13 protein-coding genes are annotated in these 21,148 nt (G+C 42.2%); 8 read left to right on the top strand and 5 right to left on the bottom strand.

The features are described from left to right. The first annotated feature begins 215 nt into the window (after positions 1 to 215). On the top strand, positions 216 to 1,646 hold the full coding sequence (gene pap, locus CAP51_RS04540) for a polyphosphate:AMP phosphotransferase (RefSeq protein WP_087619887.1): 1,431 nt from the start codon (positions 216 to 218) through the stop codon (positions 1,644 to 1,646). Positions 1,647 to 1,681: 35 nt separating this feature from the next. Here pap and CAP51_RS04535 read toward each other — a convergent pair whose 3' ends face one another. Beyond that, positions 1,682 to 2,191 (bottom strand): hypothetical protein, encoded by a 510-nt coding sequence (locus CAP51_RS04535; RefSeq protein WP_087619541.1) that lies wholly within the window; start codon positions 2,189 to 2,191, stop codon positions 1,682 to 1,684. A 312-nt stretch (positions 2,192 to 2,503) separates the two neighbouring features. Between CAP51_RS04535 and CAP51_RS04530 the strand changes: the two genes are divergently transcribed. From CAP51_RS04530 to hisA, 5 genes are all read left to right on the top strand, one after another. Continuing rightward, positions 2,504 to 6,127 carry an exodeoxyribonuclease V subunit gamma gene (locus CAP51_RS04530; RefSeq protein ID WP_171294723.1) on the top strand — a complete coding sequence of 1,208 codons (3,624 nt, stop codon included), beginning with the start codon at positions 2,504 to 2,506 and terminating at the stop codon, positions 6,125 to 6,127. Positions 6,128 to 6,130: 3 nt separating this feature from the next. Continuing rightward, on the top strand, positions 6,131 to 10,018 hold the full coding sequence (locus CAP51_RS04525; RefSeq protein ID WP_087619539.1) for a UvrD-helicase domain-containing protein: 3,888 nt from the start codon (positions 6,131 to 6,133) through the stop codon (positions 10,016 to 10,018). Between the two features lie 18 nt (positions 10,019 to 10,036). Then, a complete protein-coding gene (gene recD, locus CAP51_RS04520; protein ID WP_245809068.1) occupies positions 10,037 to 11,845 on the top strand; it encodes an exodeoxyribonuclease V subunit alpha in 1,809 nt (602 codons plus the stop codon). A gap of 597 nt (positions 11,846 to 12,442) precedes the next feature. After that, positions 12,443 to 13,273, top strand: a complete 831-nt coding sequence (locus CAP51_RS04515) for an alpha/beta hydrolase family protein (protein ID WP_087619537.1) — start codon at positions 12,443 to 12,445, stop codon at positions 13,271 to 13,273. A 249-nt stretch (positions 13,274 to 13,522) separates the two neighbouring features. Next, positions 13,523 to 14,254, top strand: coding sequence for a 1-(5-phosphoribosyl)-5-[(5-phosphoribosylamino)methylideneamino]imidazole-4-carboxamide isomerase (gene hisA / locus CAP51_RS04510; protein WP_087619536.1), 732 nt, complete (start codon positions 13,523 to 13,525; stop codon positions 14,252 to 14,254). A gap of 140 nt (positions 14,255 to 14,394) precedes the next feature. On the opposite strand, the gene thrC is transcribed toward hisA, so the two are convergent. The 4 genes from thrC to xerD form a co-directional block, all read right to left on the bottom strand. Next, the gene (gene thrC, locus CAP51_RS04505; RefSeq protein WP_087619535.1) at positions 14,395 to 15,543 is read right to left on the bottom strand and encodes a threonine synthase; all 1,149 of its coding nucleotides are present in this window, start codon (positions 15,541 to 15,543) and stop codon (positions 14,395 to 14,397) included. A gap of 63 nt (positions 15,544 to 15,606) precedes the next feature. Further along, positions 15,607 to 16,908: a homoserine dehydrogenase gene (locus CAP51_RS04500; protein WP_087619534.1), complete on the bottom strand. Its 1,302-nt coding sequence runs from the start codon at positions 16,906 to 16,908 to the stop codon at positions 15,607 to 15,609. 88 nt (positions 16,909 to 16,996) lie between these two features. Next, positions 16,997 to 17,815, bottom strand: a complete 819-nt coding sequence (locus CAP51_RS04495; RefSeq protein ID WP_087619533.1) for a DsbC family protein — start codon at positions 17,813 to 17,815, stop codon at positions 16,997 to 16,999. Positions 17,816 to 17,932: 117 nt separating this feature from the next. Beyond that, on the bottom strand, positions 17,933 to 18,853 hold the full coding sequence (xerD, locus tag CAP51_RS04490; protein WP_087619532.1) for a site-specific tyrosine recombinase XerD: 921 nt from the start codon (positions 18,851 to 18,853) through the stop codon (positions 17,933 to 17,935). A 170-nt stretch (positions 18,854 to 19,023) separates the two neighbouring features. Between xerD and CAP51_RS04485 the strand changes: the two genes are divergently transcribed. Both CAP51_RS04485 and feoB read left to right on the top strand, forming a co-directional pair. Further along, positions 19,024 to 19,272 (top strand): FeoA family protein, encoded by a 249-nt coding sequence (locus CAP51_RS04485; protein WP_087619531.1) that lies wholly within the window; start codon positions 19,024 to 19,026, stop codon positions 19,270 to 19,272. A gap of 11 nt (positions 19,273 to 19,283) precedes the next feature. After that, positions 19,284 to 21,128 carry a ferrous iron transporter B gene (feoB, locus tag CAP51_RS04480; RefSeq protein ID WP_087619530.1) on the top strand — a complete coding sequence of 615 codons (1,845 nt, stop codon included), beginning with the start codon at positions 19,284 to 19,286 and terminating at the stop codon, positions 21,126 to 21,128. Positions 21,129 to 21,148: the final 20 nt, after the last annotated feature.

Below are 21,148 nucleotides of genomic sequence, written 5' to 3'. Positions count from 1 at the left end.
CTATATTTTTAAATATAAGCCAGACATTGTGACAAGCCATCTATAATTTATAAAAATAGGCTTGCCAGATTGTCCTGAAATTGTGTAAAAAAGTATCAGTATGCTGTAATGTGAAAATAGATGTCATATGATGTTTGCTGATCAGACACAATTGACTGATGTATTTGAATAAATTTAAGTCATTTCCCGCTAAATTAAACCGAGCGCATTTAAAAATGTCACAGAAATCACATGACGCTGTAGAGCAACAGGATGAAAATCAACTGTCTTTTGATCTGATTGAAGCACAATATCAGCTCAAGGCAGGTCGGGGCAGTACGCAGGGTAAAAGTGTGCTGGTTCTGGTTAGTGGCATTGAGTTGGCGGGAAAAGGTGAGGCCGTACAGCAATTAAGGGAATGGGTCGATCCACGCTATCTTATTGTGAAGGCTGATGTACCGCATCCACTGACTCGGGAAGAACCGTTCTGGCAACCGTATGCTGGTTTTGTGCCTGCACAAGGACAACTGACCTTGTTGTTTGGAAATTGGTACAGTGATTTGCTGGCTACTGCAATGCATGTGTCCGAACCGATTAGTACCGAACAATTTAAAGATTATGTCGAACGTATGCGGGCATTTGAACAGGATTTGCAGGCCAATCATGTGCATGTTATCAAAGTCTGGTTTGATCTCTCGTGGAAAGAATTGCAGAAACGTCTGGATAAGCTCGATCCTACGGTACAGAAATGGCAGCAACTACACGGGTTGGATTGGCGTAGCCGCAAACAATACGACACCTTACAGCGCATACGGCAATATATTACGGACGACTGGATTGTGATTGATGGCGAACATGAGACTGCACGTGATCAGAGTTTTGCCCGACATATTTTAACTGCGCTAAAACAGCCCTTATCCGAGATTACACCCAAGCCAATTACCGGACGCTGGAAAAAATCTAAAATTCCTCATCAATTATTGAGTTTTGAACACGATGGCTTGGCGAAAGCAGAATATAAAGCAGAACTGAAAGATTTAACCAAACAAGTGGCACAGGCACTACGCAAAGAACGTAGAAATGTGGTGATCCTATTTGAGGGTATGGATGCAGCTGGCAAGGGTGGGGCAATTAAACGCATTATCAAAAAACTTGATCCACGCGAATACGACATCTACACCATTGCTGCCCCGGAAAAATATGAATTACGTCGTCCTTATTTATGGCGCTTTTGGACAAAATTACCAAAAAACGGTGGCATCGCCATCTTTGACCGTTCATGGTATGGACGAGTGCTGGTCGAACGACTAGAAGGCTTTGCCAAACCTTATGAATGGAAACGAGCTTATGCAGAAATTAATCGCTTTGAGCAGGACTTGATTGAAAATAATACGGTGGTAATCAAATTCTGGCTGGCGATTGATAAAGATGAACAGGCACAGCGCTTTAAGGCACGAGAGAATACCCCACATAAACGCTTTAAAATCACCGATGATGACTGGCGCAACCGGGGAAAATGGGATTTATATCTTCAGGCAGCAGCAGATATGTTTGAGCATAGTAGCACTGAATCGGCACCATGGCATATCGTAGCCAGCAATGATAAGCATACGGCGCGGATTGCTGTGTTAAAGCATATTTTGGCGCAGCTTAAAGCAACGCCATAATATTTATCTATCTTGTAATTTGATTTACGCACAAATCAGGAATTCACCACCTGATTATTTTGCTGTGCCAGTAATCGCTTAGCTGTTTCATAGCAGTCCTCGACATGGGTTTCTGCAATTTTTTTCATGATGATATAGCCCAGTGTTCCGGCCACGATAGAACCACCCAGTGGAATGAACTTGGTCACTTGTTTGGTGACAAATTTGCCAACCAGTCCATTGATGGATTGTTTCACTGCGGTACGTGCCACCACAAAACTGGATAATTCAAAGCCACGTTTGCGTAGTTCATTCCAATGCACTTTTTTGGTGACTGGATCATAGACACTCATTTGCTCAGGAGCTAGACCAAATTTTGCATTAATTTCTGGCAAGAGTGTGGTGAGTACGCCCAAATCCACGACCAGATCAAAAAAAGGAACTGGTACGACGGCTGCGCCTGCCGAAATAAAAGCCCGTTTCTTAATAAGTTCTAGGCTTTCCAGACGGGCTTGTTCCAGATTGATATGTGGGTCGATCCGGTTGGGAATTTGTTTTAATTTCATGGATGATTTTCCTCAAATTTCCTCAAAAATTTTTCTTAAGTAGAGTATGTTTCAATATTTTATCGCATTGTATAACTGCGTTGAACTGTCCTAAACACTGCCATAATTTAAAAAAAATGTATAGAGAACAATCGTATCTGAACATTATTATTTGGTGATGCTTTATCAGTAAATTGTGTATTGCGTTGATGGATAAATTGATTATTTACGACATCATGTGTCGTAATGTCACCCGATTTACCTAGTTATTTGGCAGGCTTTGCGCTAGGATTTACAAAACCAAACAAAGTAGACGAAGGATACAGGATCCGCATGAGCATTGATGTCATTCAGAGTCAAAACCTGGAAATTTTGCTTGAAGCTGTATTACATGTATCTTCACCCAAACAAGAAAGTGCAGCCGAACTGTTTAAAGCAAAATATTTTATTGTACCGGAGCATGGTACAGGACAATGGTTACAACACAAAATAGCGGAACGAAATAGTATTAGTGCCAATATTCATTTTATGGGATTGCGGACATTTCAGTGGGAGATGTATCAGAAAGTGCTTGGTGGTGATGCAATTGCCAAAGCACCACAAATGCTCAATATGAAATGGCGGATTTTCTTATTTTTAGCCAAATCTTTATCTCAGCCCCTGACCGCACAACATGCCTTATTTCCGATTTTTCAGCGGATTGCACAGCACAGCGATTTTATTGCAGATCCGGTACAAAAAGGGATCAAGCAGCAGCAAATGTTGTACTGGATTTCAGACCAGACCTCACGGTTATTTGCCAACTATATTATCTATCGCGGGCAGTGTTTAAATGGTTGTAAGCCGCCATGTCATTGTCGACAAAACTGGTTGAGTTTTTGGGGCAATGATGAGGCGCTTAATATCGAAAAATGGATTCGTCAACCCGAAAAAGAGATACAACAGAGCCAGCCGCATGTGGTTGAACATGCGATTGCACAGGCACAATCTTTGGAGGCATGGCAACGCTTTATCTGGAAAAATGAATTTGCAAAAGATTTTGCCGACATGCAAAAGATTGATACAGATTTCTGGGATGCGCTTAAAGGGCAAGATGCTGCGCTGTATATCAATCGATTACCCAAGCAAATTTATTTGTTTACCTTGTTGGAGTTGCCACCGTCACAACTGTTTTTTTTACGTCAACTGGCACAATACATTTCGGTACAGATTTTTCACTATACGCCCTCACAGGAGTATTGGGCGGACAGTGTCGATCCAAAATGGAAAGCCAAATATGCGCTGAAATATCCTGAGGCGGCAGTATATTATGAAAGTCGTCATCCTTTATTGACACGTCTAGGTAAACAGGCGCGGGATATCAGTGCTTTATTGAGTCAACTGGCAGGTGGTGAGGAAGGACAATGGCAGGATTTTTTCCCGGATTTTGCAGCACAAAATATACTGGAAAAAATTCAGTCGGATATTCTGCATTTACGTGAACCGACCCCGGCAAGTTATGTATTGTCAGAGCAGGATCAATCAATCCAGCTGCATGTGTGCCACTCTACGTTGCGTCAGCTTGAGGTATTAAAAGATCAACTCATTCGCTGGTTAAATGACGATAGCGAAGGCAAACGACAGGCCGCAGATATTCTGGTGCTGGTGCCAAATTTGCAGGACGTTGAACCACTGATACGTACTGTGTTTGCACAAAACTATTTAATTCAGTCCGAATCTGGGCAGGTGAATTTGCCGATTAAGATTGCTGGTGTGCCCTTACTGGATGCAGTGCAACTATGGCAAGCATTGACTTTGCGAATCAAATTACTACAGCAGCGTTTTAGTCTGGATCAGTTGATGGACTGGTTGAGCCTGTTACCGATTCAGGTGATGTATCAGCTGAACTTTGAGGATATTCAGCGGATCAGTGAATTGTTGACGCTTGCAGGCTTTAAGCGTGGCTTTGATGCCAAACATTTACAACAAAGCTTAAGCCCTGATGATCAGGATTATCGTTTTAGCTTTCGTTATGCGCTGGATCGTTTGACCTTGGCGGTTGCCATGCCCGAACATGCGATTTTTGCCGATGTGCTGAGTTTGACCGAGGTGCGACCCAGTGATTTTGAACTGATCAGTACTTTGATGACGATTTATCAGGATTTGGATCAGCGACGGGATTGGCTACTGCCGCAAGCACTTGCAGAACAGCAAAGCCTTATGCAGGGTCTGGCGATATTAGAACAGGAAATACAGCACTTTTCCAAAGTCACAGGGACTGAGCAAGTTCAGCAAGCCATTCAGAAACTCAAGCGTATTATCGAAGTGACCCATGCGGAAAATGTACAATTGCCATTGCAATATTTGCTTGATGAAATTGACAATAGTATTGCACATCAGGTGGGACAAACCGAACCGACCGGACAAATCACTTTTGCACAGATGGGGCAATTGCGTCCTTTGCCATATCGTTTGATTGTCTGTCTGAATCTGGACACAGGTACGTTTCCCAATCGTGATAATCATATTCCTTTTGATTTGATGGAATTATTACGTGCAGAATTGGGTGATCGCTCACGCTTAGAAGATGATCAGGGTGCATTTCTGGATGCTTTATTACAAGCAAAAGAAAGTTTCTGGATGTTTTATAACGGCTTTGATGTCAATGATCATGAAGTGCGTGATCCATCTAGCATCGTACAGGAGCTGGTTGCACATCTTGCCATGATCGTTGCACCAGTTGCACAACAACCGGAAAAGTTGGTGATTGATGGAATTGAAATTGCCAGTCAATTAAAACCATTGTTTCATATTCATCCGTTACAGCCTTTCGATCCGAAAGGCTTTGCTTCCGAGCAGTACCAACGTTATCAAAATCAATGGTTTTATGTGGCACAACAAATCACGCAGCCGCAGCAAGATGTGTTTAACTGGTTAAATCAGCCCTATCCGCAGCAGTCAGAAGACCTGTTGATCATCAATGCCCAGCAATGGATTGCCGATTTAAGTTTTCCGGCTAAACATTTCCTGAATCATGTCGGAATACAAAATATTGCGGGATTATCGGCACTGGATAATGTGGAACCTTTGCAATTAAATGGCTTGCAGAAATATCAGGTACGGGATTATTTACAGCAGTCGTTTAACCAGCTTTCCGGTACTATCTCGGCAGATGATCCAGTGGTTTCAGAGGATGCAGCCGTTTCACAGCATCAGTCACCGGATATGACCCAGTACGATATCGCCCAGTTTGATATAGCGTTGTTACAGGATCAATTGCCAATTGGCAAAATGCAGCATGCCACATGGCAAATGGCAGTGGGTGAATATCAACTGGTTGCAGAGCGTCTGGCATATTATGGTGGACAAATTACCGCTCTTACCCAGCGACAGTGGAATTTTAATGCACAGATACAATTTCGCCTGTATCTACCCGAAGATGACCAGGCTATTCGCTGGGTCAGTTTGTCGGCATCAAAATGTCGTGATGAACGGCCTTTAAAAATCTGGCTAGAATATTTGTTGTGGCGGGCAAGTTCTAATGCCAGTAAAAATTTACAACGCATTGCACTTTATCAAAATGTGACCTTGATCCTTCAGGGTTTAACGCAAATGGACGCCCAACACTACTTAAATGATTGGCTCGAAGTCTGGACACTAGCACAGCAAAAACCATTTATTTTACCGCCAGTACTGTTTGCAAATTTATTTACAGATCGGCCGAAATGGGCATTTGATGATCAGGGCAGAAGTTATATCGAAAATTATAAAAAACTGGAAGAACGCTGGCTCGGACAGAAATTTTATCAAAGTGGTGGGTTTGATCAATATCAGGATAAAGGCTGTTGCTGGCAGGCGGACTGGGCATTATTGCTGATTGATCAGGATGCCAGAGTATTACTCAATCAATTTACCGAGCAATATGCGGCACGGCTTTATCGTCCCTTAAGTGAATTTATTGAAGTGGTTGAGGCATAACGGATGAAAGCACAGGTCAATTATCAGGATCAACCATTACAGCATTTAAAACTTGAAGGGCTGCATTTAATTGAAGCCTCCGCCGGGACAGGCAAGACATGGACCTTGTCTAGTTTAATGGTACGGATTCTCACCGAAAAATATATGCCACGGCAGGTTGTTGCCACTACCTTTACCCGTGCTGCGGCGGCGGAATTGAAATCTAGAATCCGGCATCGTCTGACCGATATTTATCATCTGGCATTACAGTGGCAACAACTTTCACCTGTGGACTATTCACAACAACTTTCAACATTGAAAGATCCATTGGCACAGTTGCTATTTACCCGATTTCAGCATGCAGAAGATGATCGACAAAATTTTGATTATCTGGTCAATCGCCTGAAACTGGTGATTGATAGTCTGGATGAACTTTTTGTCGGTACGATTGATAGTTTTACCCAAAAATTATTACGTGAATTTTCCTTTGAAAGTGGTGAAATCATGCCACGACAAATCAGTGAGGACGAACAGCAATATCCTTATCAGATTGTGCATGATGTGTTACGGGCATGGCTACAACAGCAACCACAGAGTTTGGTTGATCTTTTGCTGCTGAGTCAGTCACTGGCTTCGATGGATAGTTATATTGCTACAGTCCAAAAGACCCTGAATTTTAGTCGGGCAAAACTTCAGCCCATCGATTGTCCGCAAATTGATCTGGCACAATTTGAACAACTGCTGGCACAATTTAAGGATTGTGATTTTACTGCGATTGAAGAATTGGCAGATTATTATCAGGTAGATGGTCAATATATCAAGGAATGGAATGGCAGCAACTGGCGTAAAGGTGTTTTACAAAAACTGTTTACCGAAACCCTGCCAGCGCTGCAACATGAATTGCGATTGAGCAATCGTTCGGTTTTGTTTGACAAAAATGCACTCGATGCATTTGAGCGATTACTAAAAATTGCCAATGCCTATGGCGTGAAAAATCCGCAATCTGCACCGATGCAGGCATTTTATCAGCATCCGTTGATTCAACTGTTATGTCAATGTGCCAGCATACTGGATTGCACTCGTACGCAGCTGCAAACACTGGATCAATATCTGCGTTATTATCTGTGTGTTGAAGTGAAATCTCGTTTACCGCAAGTGTTATTGCAGGCTGGTGAAACCACATTTAATCAGCAGATTTCTACCTTAAGTGATGCTTTGAGTGATGAGCGAGGACAACGTCTGGCGCAGGCCATTCGTCAGCGTTATCCGATTATTCTGGTGGATGAGTTTCAGGACACCAATCAGGAACAGGATAATATGCTGCATGCGATCTGGCGTGATCACCAGCATTTATCCCAAAGTTGCTTTATCGCAGTAGGCGATCCCAAACAGGCAATTTATGGCTTCCGTGGTGGTGATATTTTGACCTATATCAATGCCTTTAATGATATCGCTGGCAAACAGGGCTGTTTTTATCGGTTGCGAGATAATTTCCGTTCCATACCAAGTTTGGTGCAGGCAGTGGATGCGCTGTTCCAACGGCAGATTCAGTTTGGTGAGGACATTGAATATTATGCGGCCAACACCGGCTTAAATGATGATGCACCATTGATCGAGAACGGTGAAAAAGATACTCAGCCATTACGCTGGATAGAATTAAATGCCGAGCAAAACCCGAATGAAGCCTATCTGATTGCACATAAAATTCGTTATTTATTGGCACAGGCGCAGCAAGGCCAATTGTATATCGAAAAGTCGCTAGCACAGAAACATCAGAATGATTCAGCCAATGCAAAACATATCATCACTGCCGAAGATATTGCGGTACTGGCCGCAAGTAATTTTGAGCTGGATCAGATCCAGCGGCAACTCGAAGCCTTACATATTCGGGTCAACCGCACCACGCAAAACAGTGTATTTGCGAGTCAGGCTGCACAGGATATGGGTGCCTTATTACAAGCGATGATGTTGCCCGAACAGGACGCAATTTTAAAGCGTGCCTTGCTCACGCCTGCAATTGGTTTGACATTGGCAGATTTCTGCCAGTTTGAAACCGATGCCGAATTAATCAATACCCATGTGCAACATTTCCGTTTTGCCCGTCAGACTTGGTTGCAAAAAGGTTTTTTAATTGCCTGGGAATGGCTGGCAGCGCAATATCGTATCTGGCAGAATCTGGCGAAAAACTCTGGTATTGATAGCGAACGTCATATCGTCAATACCCGACATTTGGTTGAGGTGCTGAGTCAACACAGCCGTCATTATGCAAGTCTGCAACACTTGATTCAATGGTATGCCTTACAACTGGGGTCGCCTGCACAGCGTGAGTGGGAACTGGAACGCAAACTTTCCAGTGAGTCCGGTGTGCAATTGATGACTATCCATAAATCCAAGGGACTGGAATTTAAAATCGTGTTTCTGATGCATGCCAATAAGGAAGTCAAGTTTAAAAATGATGGCTTGGCTTTTTATCAGGAACAAAACACAAACGAAGCAGCCGAGCAAAATCAGAACAAAAATCAGGTACAGCCCAATCGGGTGATTGCCATTTCATCCAGTCAGATAGAGGATAATCCGGCAGCTTTGCAAGCGCATCAGGATAAGCTATTGGGGGAAAATCGGCGGCTGTGGTATGTGGCTTTTACCCGCGCCAGTTATCGGATTTATGCAGTTTTACAGCATCAGAAAACAGCTGCCAAGTTTGCCGGTGGTGCGGCATTCTGGTTGAATGCCAAGGCCGAGCCATTTGCACATCAGGCGGTAATGCTTGAAGATGCGGTCAGTCCACAATTGCATTATCAGCATCAGTTGGAAACACCTGCCCGATTGTATGCGATCCCTTATCCAAGCCAACAATTTTATCCGAAAAGCAGAACCAGTTTTAGTTATCTTGCGGCGCATTTAAAACAGCAACAAGCTATTGATGCACTGGCAGCATTTGAACAGCATAATGGTGCTGCCGAAGATGAAAGTATTACTTTGACGTTTTCTGAACATTCTCATGTGGAGGATTTACAGAATGCTGAGCATGATATTTTAACTGAGCAACAATGTCCTTTAGACTGGATCCGTATTCATTTTCCACGCGGCACCCTGGCCGGGAACTGTTTACATGAAATCTTTGAAGTGATTGATTTTCAGGATCAAACCTTGTGGGATAAGGAAATTTATAAACAGCTCAATCATTATAGTCTATGGCCGGTTTTGATCGAAAGCTATCAACAGCAATATCCTGCTGGGGAACAGGATTTGACGGCAATTCGTTCCAGTTTGGTTGCGCTGATTAAAACATGGTTACAACAGATTGTGGCAACGCCTATTTTATCTGATTCACAATTTTGCCTGAAAGATCTGGATGCCACGCAACGTTTATCTGAATTTCCATTTTATCTGGCCTTGTCTGACAAGCGTTTTAATAGTCAGGCGATTCATGCCTTATTTTTGGACTATGGCATTGCCATGCCTGAGTTTGAATCGGCCAATACGGCCCGTTATTTGAATGGTGCGATTGATCTGGTGTTTTTTGATGGTCAGCGTTATCAGATCGCCGATTATAAAAGTAATTATCTTGGTGACTCGCTGGCTGATTATGCTGTTGAAAACATTGAATACAGTATGTCAAAGGCAAGTTACTGGTTACAGGCGAGCCTTTATTTAGTGGCTTTGCATCGTTATTTAAAAAATAATCTGGCTGCTTATCAACCAGAGCAACATTTGGGCGCTGCCAATTATTTATATCTACGCGGTATGACGGGTAAACAGTCTATGGAAATGGAATTTAATCCATTAAAACATGATGTTAAAAAATGTTATGGGGTGAAGTCATGGCAACCGGATTTACAGTTAATTCTGGATTTAGATATTTTACTGGGAACAACTGAACAATATCAGCCTGTGGATAACTCTGTGTAAAACCATATGGATAACTCTGTGAATAACCATGTTAATAAGTTTGAGGATAACACTGTGGAAAATCTGTTGAAAACTAGCGAAACTCAAACATGGTTTGAAAAGTGGGCGGCATTTTTAACCCAGCCACCATTTTATCATGGCGAAAAAAAACAGGAAATACAAAGTATTATCAGTGAATTGTGTCAAAGTCTGGAGCAGGGAGATAGCTGTCTGGAGTTTGCAACATTGCCTCCACAACTGGGCGAATTATGCCATGTGATCCAAGGAGAGGAATTTGCCTATAAGCCCTTGATTTGGGATGCACCCTATTTATATTTGCAGCGTTATTGGGCCTTGGAGCGTCATCTGGCACAGCGTGTTGTTGCCATGTTGAAACAACAGGTTGAACCCGTCGATTTAAGCGCATTTCGCACCTTGTTTGAAGATCCGTATCAGCAACAGGCTTTGGCAGTTGGAGTAAACAGTGCTTTTGCCATGATTACTGGTGGACCGGGAACAGGGAAAACCTATATTCTGACCCGTATTGTTGCGGTATTGAAAAAAATCTATCCAGAAATGCGTATTGCTATGGCTGCACCAACCGGAAAAGCTGCACAGCGTATGCAAGAGGCATTGCAATCGGCTTTTTCCGATCCAAAGCTAATTGATGCAGGGCTATATCATGCCGATTTTGCCCAACAACAAACCCAGACCTTGCATCGTTTGCTGGGAATGGGCAATCGGCAAGTACCACGTTTTAACAGTAATAATCCTTTGCCTTATGATGTGGTGGTGGTTGATGAGGCTTCAATGCTGGATTTGAGTCTGGCAAAAGCTTTGTTCGATGCGGTTCAAGTACCTACACGGTTGATTTTACTGGGTGATGCCAACCAGTTAAGCTCGGTAGATGTGGGTTATGTCTTGGCAGATTTGCATCGGGTTAGTGCGTTGCAACCTTATCAGGTGAGATTGGTTAATAGTCGCCGTTTTTCCGATGATGCCAATATTGGTCGTTTTGCCCGATTCATCAATGCAGAGCAGGTAACTGGTGAAAAACTCACAGATCAGGATTGGTTGCAATACATTCAACCACAACAGATGACAGTAGATCAGGAGTTTAATATTGTACTGGCCGAAGGTGAAGCAGAACAAGGATTGGCAAAAGACTGGGTGGGATACTATCCTTTAAGCAGTGAACCAACCAAGAATGAGATTAAAGCACTCTATGCGGTTCTTGCCCGGGGGTACGATGATTATATTGCCGCGCTAAAACACTATCAGCAGGGACATATCAACAAGCAACAATTGAGTGAAGCATTTGATCGCTATAGGATTCTAGTGGTGATGCGTTATTTTGATCTGGGTTTGGATGCAGTGAATCAGGCCATGACATTATATGTTCGGGAAAAATTAAATATTGTACATGAAGGCGAATGGTTTTATGGTCGTCCGGTGATGATGGTCTATAACGATTATCAACTGGGTTTATCCAATGGCGATGTCGGTATCTGCATTTTTGATGATAAACAACCAGAGCAATACACGGTTTATTTTCCGAGTTTGCAAAAAGAAGTAGCCGCAGCACGTTTGCCACAGTCTATCCAGACTGCTTTTGCATTGACCATTCACAAATCACAAGGTTCGGAATTTCGTCATACTGCGGTAGTCCTTGATGATAAAGCAAAAGAATTATTAAGTAAGGAATTGCTCTATACTGCAATTACTCGGGCGAAAAAAATGTTAAGTATTTATAGTTCACCATCGGCATTAAAGCAAAGTCTGCAACATCAGACCCAGCGTAAAAGTGGTCTGGTTCAGCAAATTCAACATCTTGAAAAACGTGCATAAACTAGCCGCTTTAGTTGAAAAGTTAAAATGTCATATTGTACGTTTTGGCTTACATAGATTCAGGAAATTTACCAATAGTCGAATCTTGTGAGTTCTGTCAATATGGTCACATAAAGCTTGATCAGGAAGATCAGGTAACCCGCAAATAATATGATATTGATCGAGAGATCGTGCGGACTTACAGTGACGTAAGGAAAATATCTCAGTCGAGATTGCAGTAACTTTAGAGCCTTATCATTTTGGGAGAGATGATAAGGCTTTTATTTTTAGCAACGTAAGAAAGAAAATCTATATGTTATGTCGTGGCTAACGTAATTGAATCCAATTTTTGCTATTTTATAGCAAAATTCGATTTTTAGACTATATAGAATTCCGTCATACTCACGAAAGTCTTGCACCATTAAATGCATTATGGATATTCGGTCAAGTCGAGTATAACAATAATTAAACAGTGTATCCTATATTTTGGGTTTTGCTATTGTGATTAATAATTATCATTTTTTTGAATATTTCTTAAGTTATGGTCAAAGAGTTTCATTCGCCAAATCTTTATATTTTAAACGATACAAATTGGTGTATTATCCGAGAGGAATTGCCATGGAAACAATTCAAGTCACCACATTAGACAATATTCAATTAAATGGTTCATATCTCAAGTCAGAGCTTTCTACTTATAAAGTCGTTTTGGTATCACCTGCGACTGGTGTAAAAAAACATATTTATATTAAATTCGCCGAATTTCTAAATAAACACGGCTTTGATGTGATTACTTGGGATTGGCGTGGGATTGCTGATAATTTGACAGGACATGTTAAGGATGATATGTCTATTATGGAAGATTGGGCCAAAAAAGATCTTAACGCCATAATTAATTGGACATCTGCGAATTTACCTGACCATAAGATATTTGCTGTTGGACATAGTTTTGGGGGGCAAGCATTTGGAATGGCAGAAGATATCCAAAAAGTACAGTCAATTGTGACTGTTGCTACACAAAGTGGATATTGGCGACATTGGCCTGTTAAACAGCGTTATCAATTTGCAGCACTTTGGTATGCTGTAATGCCTATATTATCGCATACGATTGGCTTTTTCCCATCGAAAAAATTGGGTTTGGGGGAAAATTTGCCTAAAGGTGTGGCATTACAATGGGCATCTTGGGGACGTAATCCAGATTATATGGGAGATTATTCTGGTCATAAAAAAATGAAACAAAGAATATTATCGTTTTTTTTCACAGATGACTCATTTGCACCCAAACAAGCTGTTGAGGCACTCCATCAACATTATAGTCAGTGTTTAATACACTATAGAGAGATATCTCCGCAAGATTTAGGTGTGAATACTATTGGACACTTTGGTTTTTTTAAGAAAGATGAAGCCCAAAAGCTTTGGGTTGAAGTAATAGAGTTTTTTAATACTAATTAGTTTATTAAATTTATTGGTTACTTGCTTATTATTAAAGGAATTTTAAATTTTTATCTAAACTTTTAAAATATAAATATAGATTAATCACTATTCCTGTTTGTGATATAAGATAAAACAACTACAAATCAAAATTTAATATGTGGTATTAAAAATTTAAACATTCATGTAGTCATAAGTATTTAGAGAAATCTTAATAGTTTGTTAAGATGTCAGGCAATAGATAAAGTCTTGCATTTGAGGAGCAATGGCATGTTGATTATTCCTGCCATAGATTTAAAAGATGGAAAATGTGTACGTCTAAAACAGGGGCGTATGGAAGATGATACGGTTTTTTCCGATGATCCTGTGGCTACGGCGCAGCATTGGGTTAATGAAGGCGCCCGTCGTCTGCATCTGGTCGATCTCAATGGCGCTTTTGCCGGAACACCGATTCACAAGCCAGTGGTAGAAGCAATTGCCAAGGCACAACCAGAATTACCGATACAAATTGGTGGCGGGATTCGTTCTCTGGAAACCATTGAACACTATTTGGATGCAGGCGTGTCCTTTGTGATTATCGGGACCAAAGCAGTGAAAGAACCTGAATTTGTTGAACAGGCTTGTAAACAGTTTGCCGGTCATATCATTGTGGGTATTGATGCCAAAGATGGACTGGTTGCAACCGATGGCTGGGCTAATGTGACCGATGTTAAAGCCGTTGATCTGGCCAAACGTTTTGCCGATGCAGGTGTCTCAAGTATTGTCTATACTGATATTGCCCGTGATGGCATGATGCAGGGTGTCAATGTTGAACAGACCGTACATTTAGCTGAATATTGTGGTTTACCTGTGATTGCATCAGGTGGCGTAACCAATCTTGATGATGTGCGTCATTTAAAAGGCCATAAAGGGATTCTGGGCGCAATTACCGGCCGTGCGATTTATGAAGGCAGCTTAAACCTACGTGAAGCACAGCTATTGCTGGATGAAGAACAATTTTAATGATTAATCTGCTTGAACATATATTGTAGAAAGCAGACATTAAAGAAAAGTAGGGTATTCTATCCCTGCTTTTTTAATACAAAAAATCCTCCAAAATATTGGAGGATTTTGCTGACTTAGACCAAATGAATGATCTAAAATTAGTCATCCATATTCGACAAAATAGATGTTTTAACATCATTCATCGTCGCATCAATGGTCAACATCACTGCATCAGAACATTGCTTGATGGCAGTATCTGGATCTTTCAAGCCATTACCAGTCACTGTACATACAATTACAGAACCTTCAGGAATTTTACCATTTTTTACATCACGAATTGCACCACCAAGTGACGCCGCAGATGCCGGTTCAACGAATACGCCTTCATACATGGACAATAGACGTTGGGCTTCCAGAATTTCCTGATCTTGTAGTTCATCAAACCAACCGCCAGATTCTTTCATCACGGCATGGGCATGATTCCAGCTTTGCGGATTACCAATACGAATAGCAGTCGCGACAGTTTCAGGATTTTCCACCGGAGCACCACGTAAGAAAGGTGCTGCGCCCGCTGCTTGATAACCCAGCATTTTTGGACGAGCAGCAGTTGCTTCTGCACCAGAGAAAGAATGAGTTTCTGGCTGGTAAACTGCACGGTTGCTTGCATATAGGCTAGGATCAACAGCTTGTTCTGAATAACCCATCCAGTGTGCAGTAATATTCCCTGCATTACCAACAGGCAGGCAGTGATAATCCGGTGCCTTGCCCAAAGCTTCAACAATTTCAAATGCTGCGGTTTTTTGACCTTGCAAACGATATGGATTGATTGAGTTTACGATGGTGACAGGTGCTTCATCAGCCACTTCTTTAACCAGACGCATACCATCATCAAAATTACCGCGGATTTGCATGGTGATGGCACCGTACATCAACGCTTGCGCCATTTTACCCATGGCAATTTTGCCTTCTGGAATCAGTACAAATGCCTTGATCCCCGCACGGGCAGCATAGGCAGCCGCAGCCGCAGATGTATTACCGGTAGAAGCACAGATAATGGCTTTGGAACCTTCTTCAACTGCTTTGGTTACAGCCATGGTCATACCACGGTCTTTAAATGAACCTGTCGGATTTAAACCTTCGTATTTCACATAGATTTCAACGTCTTTGCCAATAATGCGAGGTATATTCTCAAGTTTGATCAGCGGTGTATTACCTTCACCGAGAGAAATAGCACGAGTAGTAGCAGATACAGGTAAACGATCACGATAGCGATCAACTAGACCAGTATAACGATTGGCATTCGACATGATGATGTTCCGATCAATTTATGTGAGTTAAGTGAGGGCAGTGCCCTCGACTTGGTGTACAAATTAACTTTCCAGCGATTCTAAACGAATTCGCACAATTTCGCCACGTGTAGCGGGTAAAGCCTGAATTTTAGTTAAGGCTGTTTCCATTTTTGATTCGACAATAGGATCAGTTAGAATCACAATAGGAATCAGGTCTTTCAAACGGGGTTGCTGCATGATGGCATCAATACTAATGCCTTCACGACTTAAAATAGTGGTGATGTCCGCAAGTACACCAGTCTGGTCTTCTACATCGACACGTAAATAGTAACCCGTTGTCATTTCTTCATGACTGAGAATACCGACATCTGATAATGCTTCAAACGCCAATTGTGGAATCGTCCCTGCACCATCTTCGGTATAGGAAATATCACGTACGATGTCAATAATATCCGCGACGACTGCCGAAGCAGTTGGGCCAGCACCAGCACCAGCACCATAATATAAAGTTGGGCCAACAGCATTCGCTTGTACCAATACAGCGTTTTTAACACCGTTAACGTTGGCAAGCAGTTGTTCTTCCGGAATCAGTGTTGGATGTACACGTAATTCGATCCCTTGTGGTGCACGACGTGCAATACCTAGATGTTTGATACGAAAACCGAGTTCTTCTGCGTATTTGACATCTTGTGCAGTAATTTTACTGATGCCTTCGGTATAGACTTTATCAAACTGTAATGGAATACCAAATGCGATGGATGCAAGCAAAGTCAATTTGTGCGCTGCATCAATGCCTTCAACATCAAAAGTAGGATCGGCTTCGGCATAGCCCAGTTCTTGTGCTTCTTTTAATACATCTTCAAATGTACGGCCTTTTTCCCGCATTTCGGTCAGGATAAAGTTACCTGTACCGTTGATGATGCCAGCAAGCCACTCGATATGGTTAGCTGCCAGACCTTCACGAATCACCTTGATAATCGGAATACCGCCGGCAACCGCAGCTTCATAGGCAATCTGAACCGCATGATCATCAGCTGCCTTGAATAATTCATTACCATGTTCGGCCAGTAATGCTTTATTTGCAGTGACGACTTGTTTGCCATGTTTAATGGCTTCCAGAATGACTTCATTGGCAGGGTGAATACCGCCCATGACTTCAACTACAATATCAACATCGGGTTGGCGAACAATATCTAAAAGGTCGGCACTTTGTGCAATGCCGTCTAAATTGAGTTCTGGATGAGGACGACGGATGCCAACATGGGTGATTTGGATTTCTCTACCTGTACGGCGTTTAATTTCAGCAGCATTTTCTTGTAGTAGTTTAAGAACTCCACCACCAACGGTACCTAAACCGAGTATAGCCAGACGAACTGGTTTCACGTCAAACTCCATCATCTTATAAAAATATCGCTTAGATAATAGCTAAAAAGCGATGCCGACTCTAGGGTGAAAATCGCTTTTATGCAAATTATTTCTCATTTAAACGTTTAAGTAGATCAGCTGGCTCAATATAGCCACCCAGATATTTACCATCTGCGTTATAGACAGCAGGTGTACCGTTTACACCAATATTCATGCCTAGTTGATATTGGGCCAGAACAGGATTATCACATTGAGCAGCTTGTACTGGAATACCGCTGACAGATTGATCAAAGGCTGCCTTACGATCTTCGCTACACCAGATACTTTGCATGGTCGGAAAATATTGCTCGCCACGTGGCCATGCGATATAACGGACTTCGATGCCTTTTTGATTCATTTCGACCATATGTTCATGGAATTTATGACAATATGGGCAACTGGAATCGGTAAAGACATAAATAATGTGTTTGGCTTTGCCTTGTGCGGGATAGATAATCAGATCTTTTGGATTGAGCGCAGCAAATTTGGCTTTGTTGTCGGCTGCCTGTAAATCTTCACTGACATGATGAATTTGCTTGTCACCCAGACGAATCACATCACCCTGAAAAATATATTTGCCATCGGCTGTTGCCAGTACCGCTGGAAAGCCTTCTAGTGTTACCCAGTACATGTTGGCAATTTCGGTGTTACGAATATTTAAAATTTTGGCTTTTAAGCCTGCTTTATCAAAGTTGGCCTGTAAGGTTTGCATCAGGCGTTGATGTGCATTATTTTCGGGTAATGTTGAAGCTTCGCCTGTGGCAGATGTTGTTGCAGTAATGGCTTCATCTGAGGACTTTTGATTTGCATCCTGTTTTGAACAGGCAACAAAACTGAATGCACTGGCAATCATGAGTGTACTCATTGCAAGTTTGGGAAATTGCATACAACGCCTTTTTATAAAGAATGAAAAATAATCGATGCTAAAGCATAGCAAAAAGCAAACTTACTGCCTAGTTTAAAGCTGTAAATACACGGTTCTAAATCTGTGACTTGAAACAGATTAGCCACGTGGATGAAATTGCTGATGAATCTGTTGCATACGGGCTTGTGCGACATGGGTATAAATCTGGGTGGTAGATAAATCGGCATGGCCGAGCAGCATTTGTACGACACGCAGGTCTGCACCGTGGTTGAGTAAATGCGTGGCAAAAGCATGACGCAAGACATGGGGTGACAGCTCATGCTGGATATTGGCGATCAGAGCATAGCGTTTGATCGCATACCAGAAATTTTGCCGTGTCATGATTCCTCCATGCTGGGTGAGAAACAGCGCATCCGTGGTATTTTTATATAAAGTCGGACGTGCAGAATGCAGATATTCTTTTAGCCATTCTATGGCGATTTCTCCCAAAGGAACTAGACGTTCCTTATTGCCTTTGCCCTTAATACGTAGAAAACCTTGTTCCAGATTAAGCATTTGGGTTTGTAGACCAATCAATTCACTAACACGCAGGCCACAGGCATATAAGACTTCCAGCATGGCACGATCACGTAATCCTAAGGCCGTGTTGGTATCCGGCGCATTAATTAAGGCTTCAACTTCTTGCTTGGATAGGTCTTTGGGAAGGCTACGGCCCTGTCTGGGTGTCTTATGTTCGGCCAGCGGATCATCTTGCCGTAATCCGGTTTCTCTTAAAAATTTAAAAAACTGACGCAGTGCAGACATATAGCGCGCAATTGAGCGTGGACTTTTGGCTTGTGCAGTGAGTGCCAGCAAAACACTTTTGACATCTTCCGATTGCCATTCAGGTAAAGTGGTTGGATGTAGGTCAGAACATTGGATTAGATCGGATAAATAGGCATTCCGGGTATGGATACTGCTGCTATGGCTGATCAAATAGTCACGGAATCCCTGTAAATAGGGTTTGTCTTGTGGGATGGTGACAGGTGTTGGCTGTCTAAGTTTCTTTGCCTGTAACATCGGCTGGCTAATCTATTAAAAAAGATAAAATAACAAAATCCATATGGATATTGAAGTTAAACAGTCAAATTTCTTTTATAAAATGAAAATCAACTTCATTAGTAAATATTCTCATTTGACGTTATAATGTAGCATGATTAAATGATTGAACTATAGCTAGGGCGAACACTGTGCGTTTAACTGAATTAAAAACTAAACAGCCAGCCATAATTAATCAAATTTATCATCTGAATCGTTCACAAGACGGTGGAGAAGATGGTATTGCAACACGATTAATGAGTTTAGGCTTTGTACCAGGTGAAAAAATCGAGGTGCTTACACGAGGCTTATTTGGCGGCGAACCAATTTTGGTCAAAGTTGGTTTTTCCCGCTTTGCATTACGTCGTAATGAAGCTGATCGCATTGAAGTAAACGTATAAGGACACTTGATATGAGTAGCGATGTATTACGTGTTGCGCTGGTCGGCAACCCTAACTGTGGTAAAACATCCCTGTTTAATAATTTAACCGGTACCAAACAAAAAGTTGCCAATTATGCTGGTGTTACAGTAGAGCGTAAGGAAGGTTTTTTTAATCTGGCAAGTGGACAGTCTGTTCGTGTTCTGGATTTACCCGGTGCCTATAGTTTAAATGCAGCAAGTCCGGATGAGGCAATTACTCGGGATGTGTGCAAGGGCATTCTCAGCAGTGAGGCAGAACAAGATGCTTTTTTGTATATTGTTGATGTCACCAACCTGAAATTACATTTAAATTTATTGCTGGAAGTGGCGGCACTGAAACGTCCGATGCTGATTGTGCTGAATATGATGGATGAAGCACGTCGTCGTGGTATTCAAGTTAATCCACAGGCATTATCGCAGGCGTTGGGTGTGCCTGTGGTTGAAACTGTTGCGGTGAAGCAGGGCGGTATACAAAATCTGCTTAAATCTTTGGAGCTCAAGGATTTTGCAGTATCTACCTTTGTACCGCGACCAGACATCACCAAGGATATTCAGTCTATTTTTGATGCGACAGTAACCTCTGTGATTGAGGAAGATCAGCGCACCTCATTTCTGGATAAAATCTTTTTGCATCCTGTATTTGGCTTGATTGCTCTGGCTGTGATGATGTTTGTGGTATTTCAGGCAGTATTTGCCTGGGCTGCGCCATTTATGGATTTGATCGAAACTTTCTTTGGCTGGCTGGGTGAAACGGTGGGTGAATATATCTCACAACCCTTACTGCAAAGTCTGGTGGTCGATGGCATTATCGCCGGTGCCGGTGGTGTGGTGGTGTTCCTGCCACAGATTTTAATTCTGTTCTTTTTTATTTTATTGCTGGAAGAATCGGGTTATTTACCCCGCGCTGCATTTTTGCTGGATAAACTGATGTATCAGGCCGGCTTAAGTGGTCGGGCGTTTATTCCTTTATTGTCCAGTTTTGCCTGTGCAATTCCGGGTATTATGGCAACACGGAGTATCAGCGATCCACGAGATCGTTTTACCACCATTCTTGTGGCACCATTGATGACCTGTTCTGCCCGACTTCCAGTGTATGCCCTATTGATTTCTGCCTTTATACCCCAACAAATTATTGGTGGTGTTTTAAATTTACAGGGTCTGGTGTTATTTGGCCTGTATATGGCAGGGATTGTCAGTGCCTTGATCGTTTCTTATATCGTCAAGCTGTTCCGTAAAGATAAATCCGAACATGCTTTGATGATGGAATTGCCGAGTTATCGTATTCCGGATTGGCGCAGTATTTTGCTTGGTGTCTATGAACGTGGCAAAATCTTTATGAAGCGTGTCGGTGGTATCATCTTCGCACTGTCTATTTTGCTATGGTTCTTGTGTACTTTCCCGCAACCGCCTGAAAATGCCACAATGCCGGATATAGATTACAGTTTTGCCGGTATTGTCGGACACTGGATACAACCACTTTTCGCACCGATTGGTTTTCCTTGGCAAGTGTGTGTGGCTTTAATTCCGGCCATGGCTGCCCGTGAAGTTGTGGTGGCAGCACTCGGTACGGTCTATGCACTTTCGGGTGATGAAGATGCACAGGCACAAAGTCTGGCAGCGCTGATCAGTTCACCGGATTCCGGCTGGACATTGGCAACAGGCTTATCCTTATTGGTGTGGTTTATTTATGCACCCCATTGTCTGGCAACGTTGGCGACAGTACGACGTGAAACAGGTTCATGGAAAAATGTTGCAATTATGACGGTATATTTATTTAGTCTGGCTTATGTGATGTCATTCATTACTTATCAGGTTGCGTCCCGCGTACTTGCTTAACGAATTGGAGTAGGAGTAAA

Source organism: Acinetobacter populi, from assembly GCF_002174125.1.
GTDB lineage: Bacteria > Pseudomonadota > Gammaproteobacteria > Pseudomonadales > Moraxellaceae > Acinetobacter > Acinetobacter populi.
This window is presented reverse-complemented; position numbering and strand designations above follow the sequence as displayed.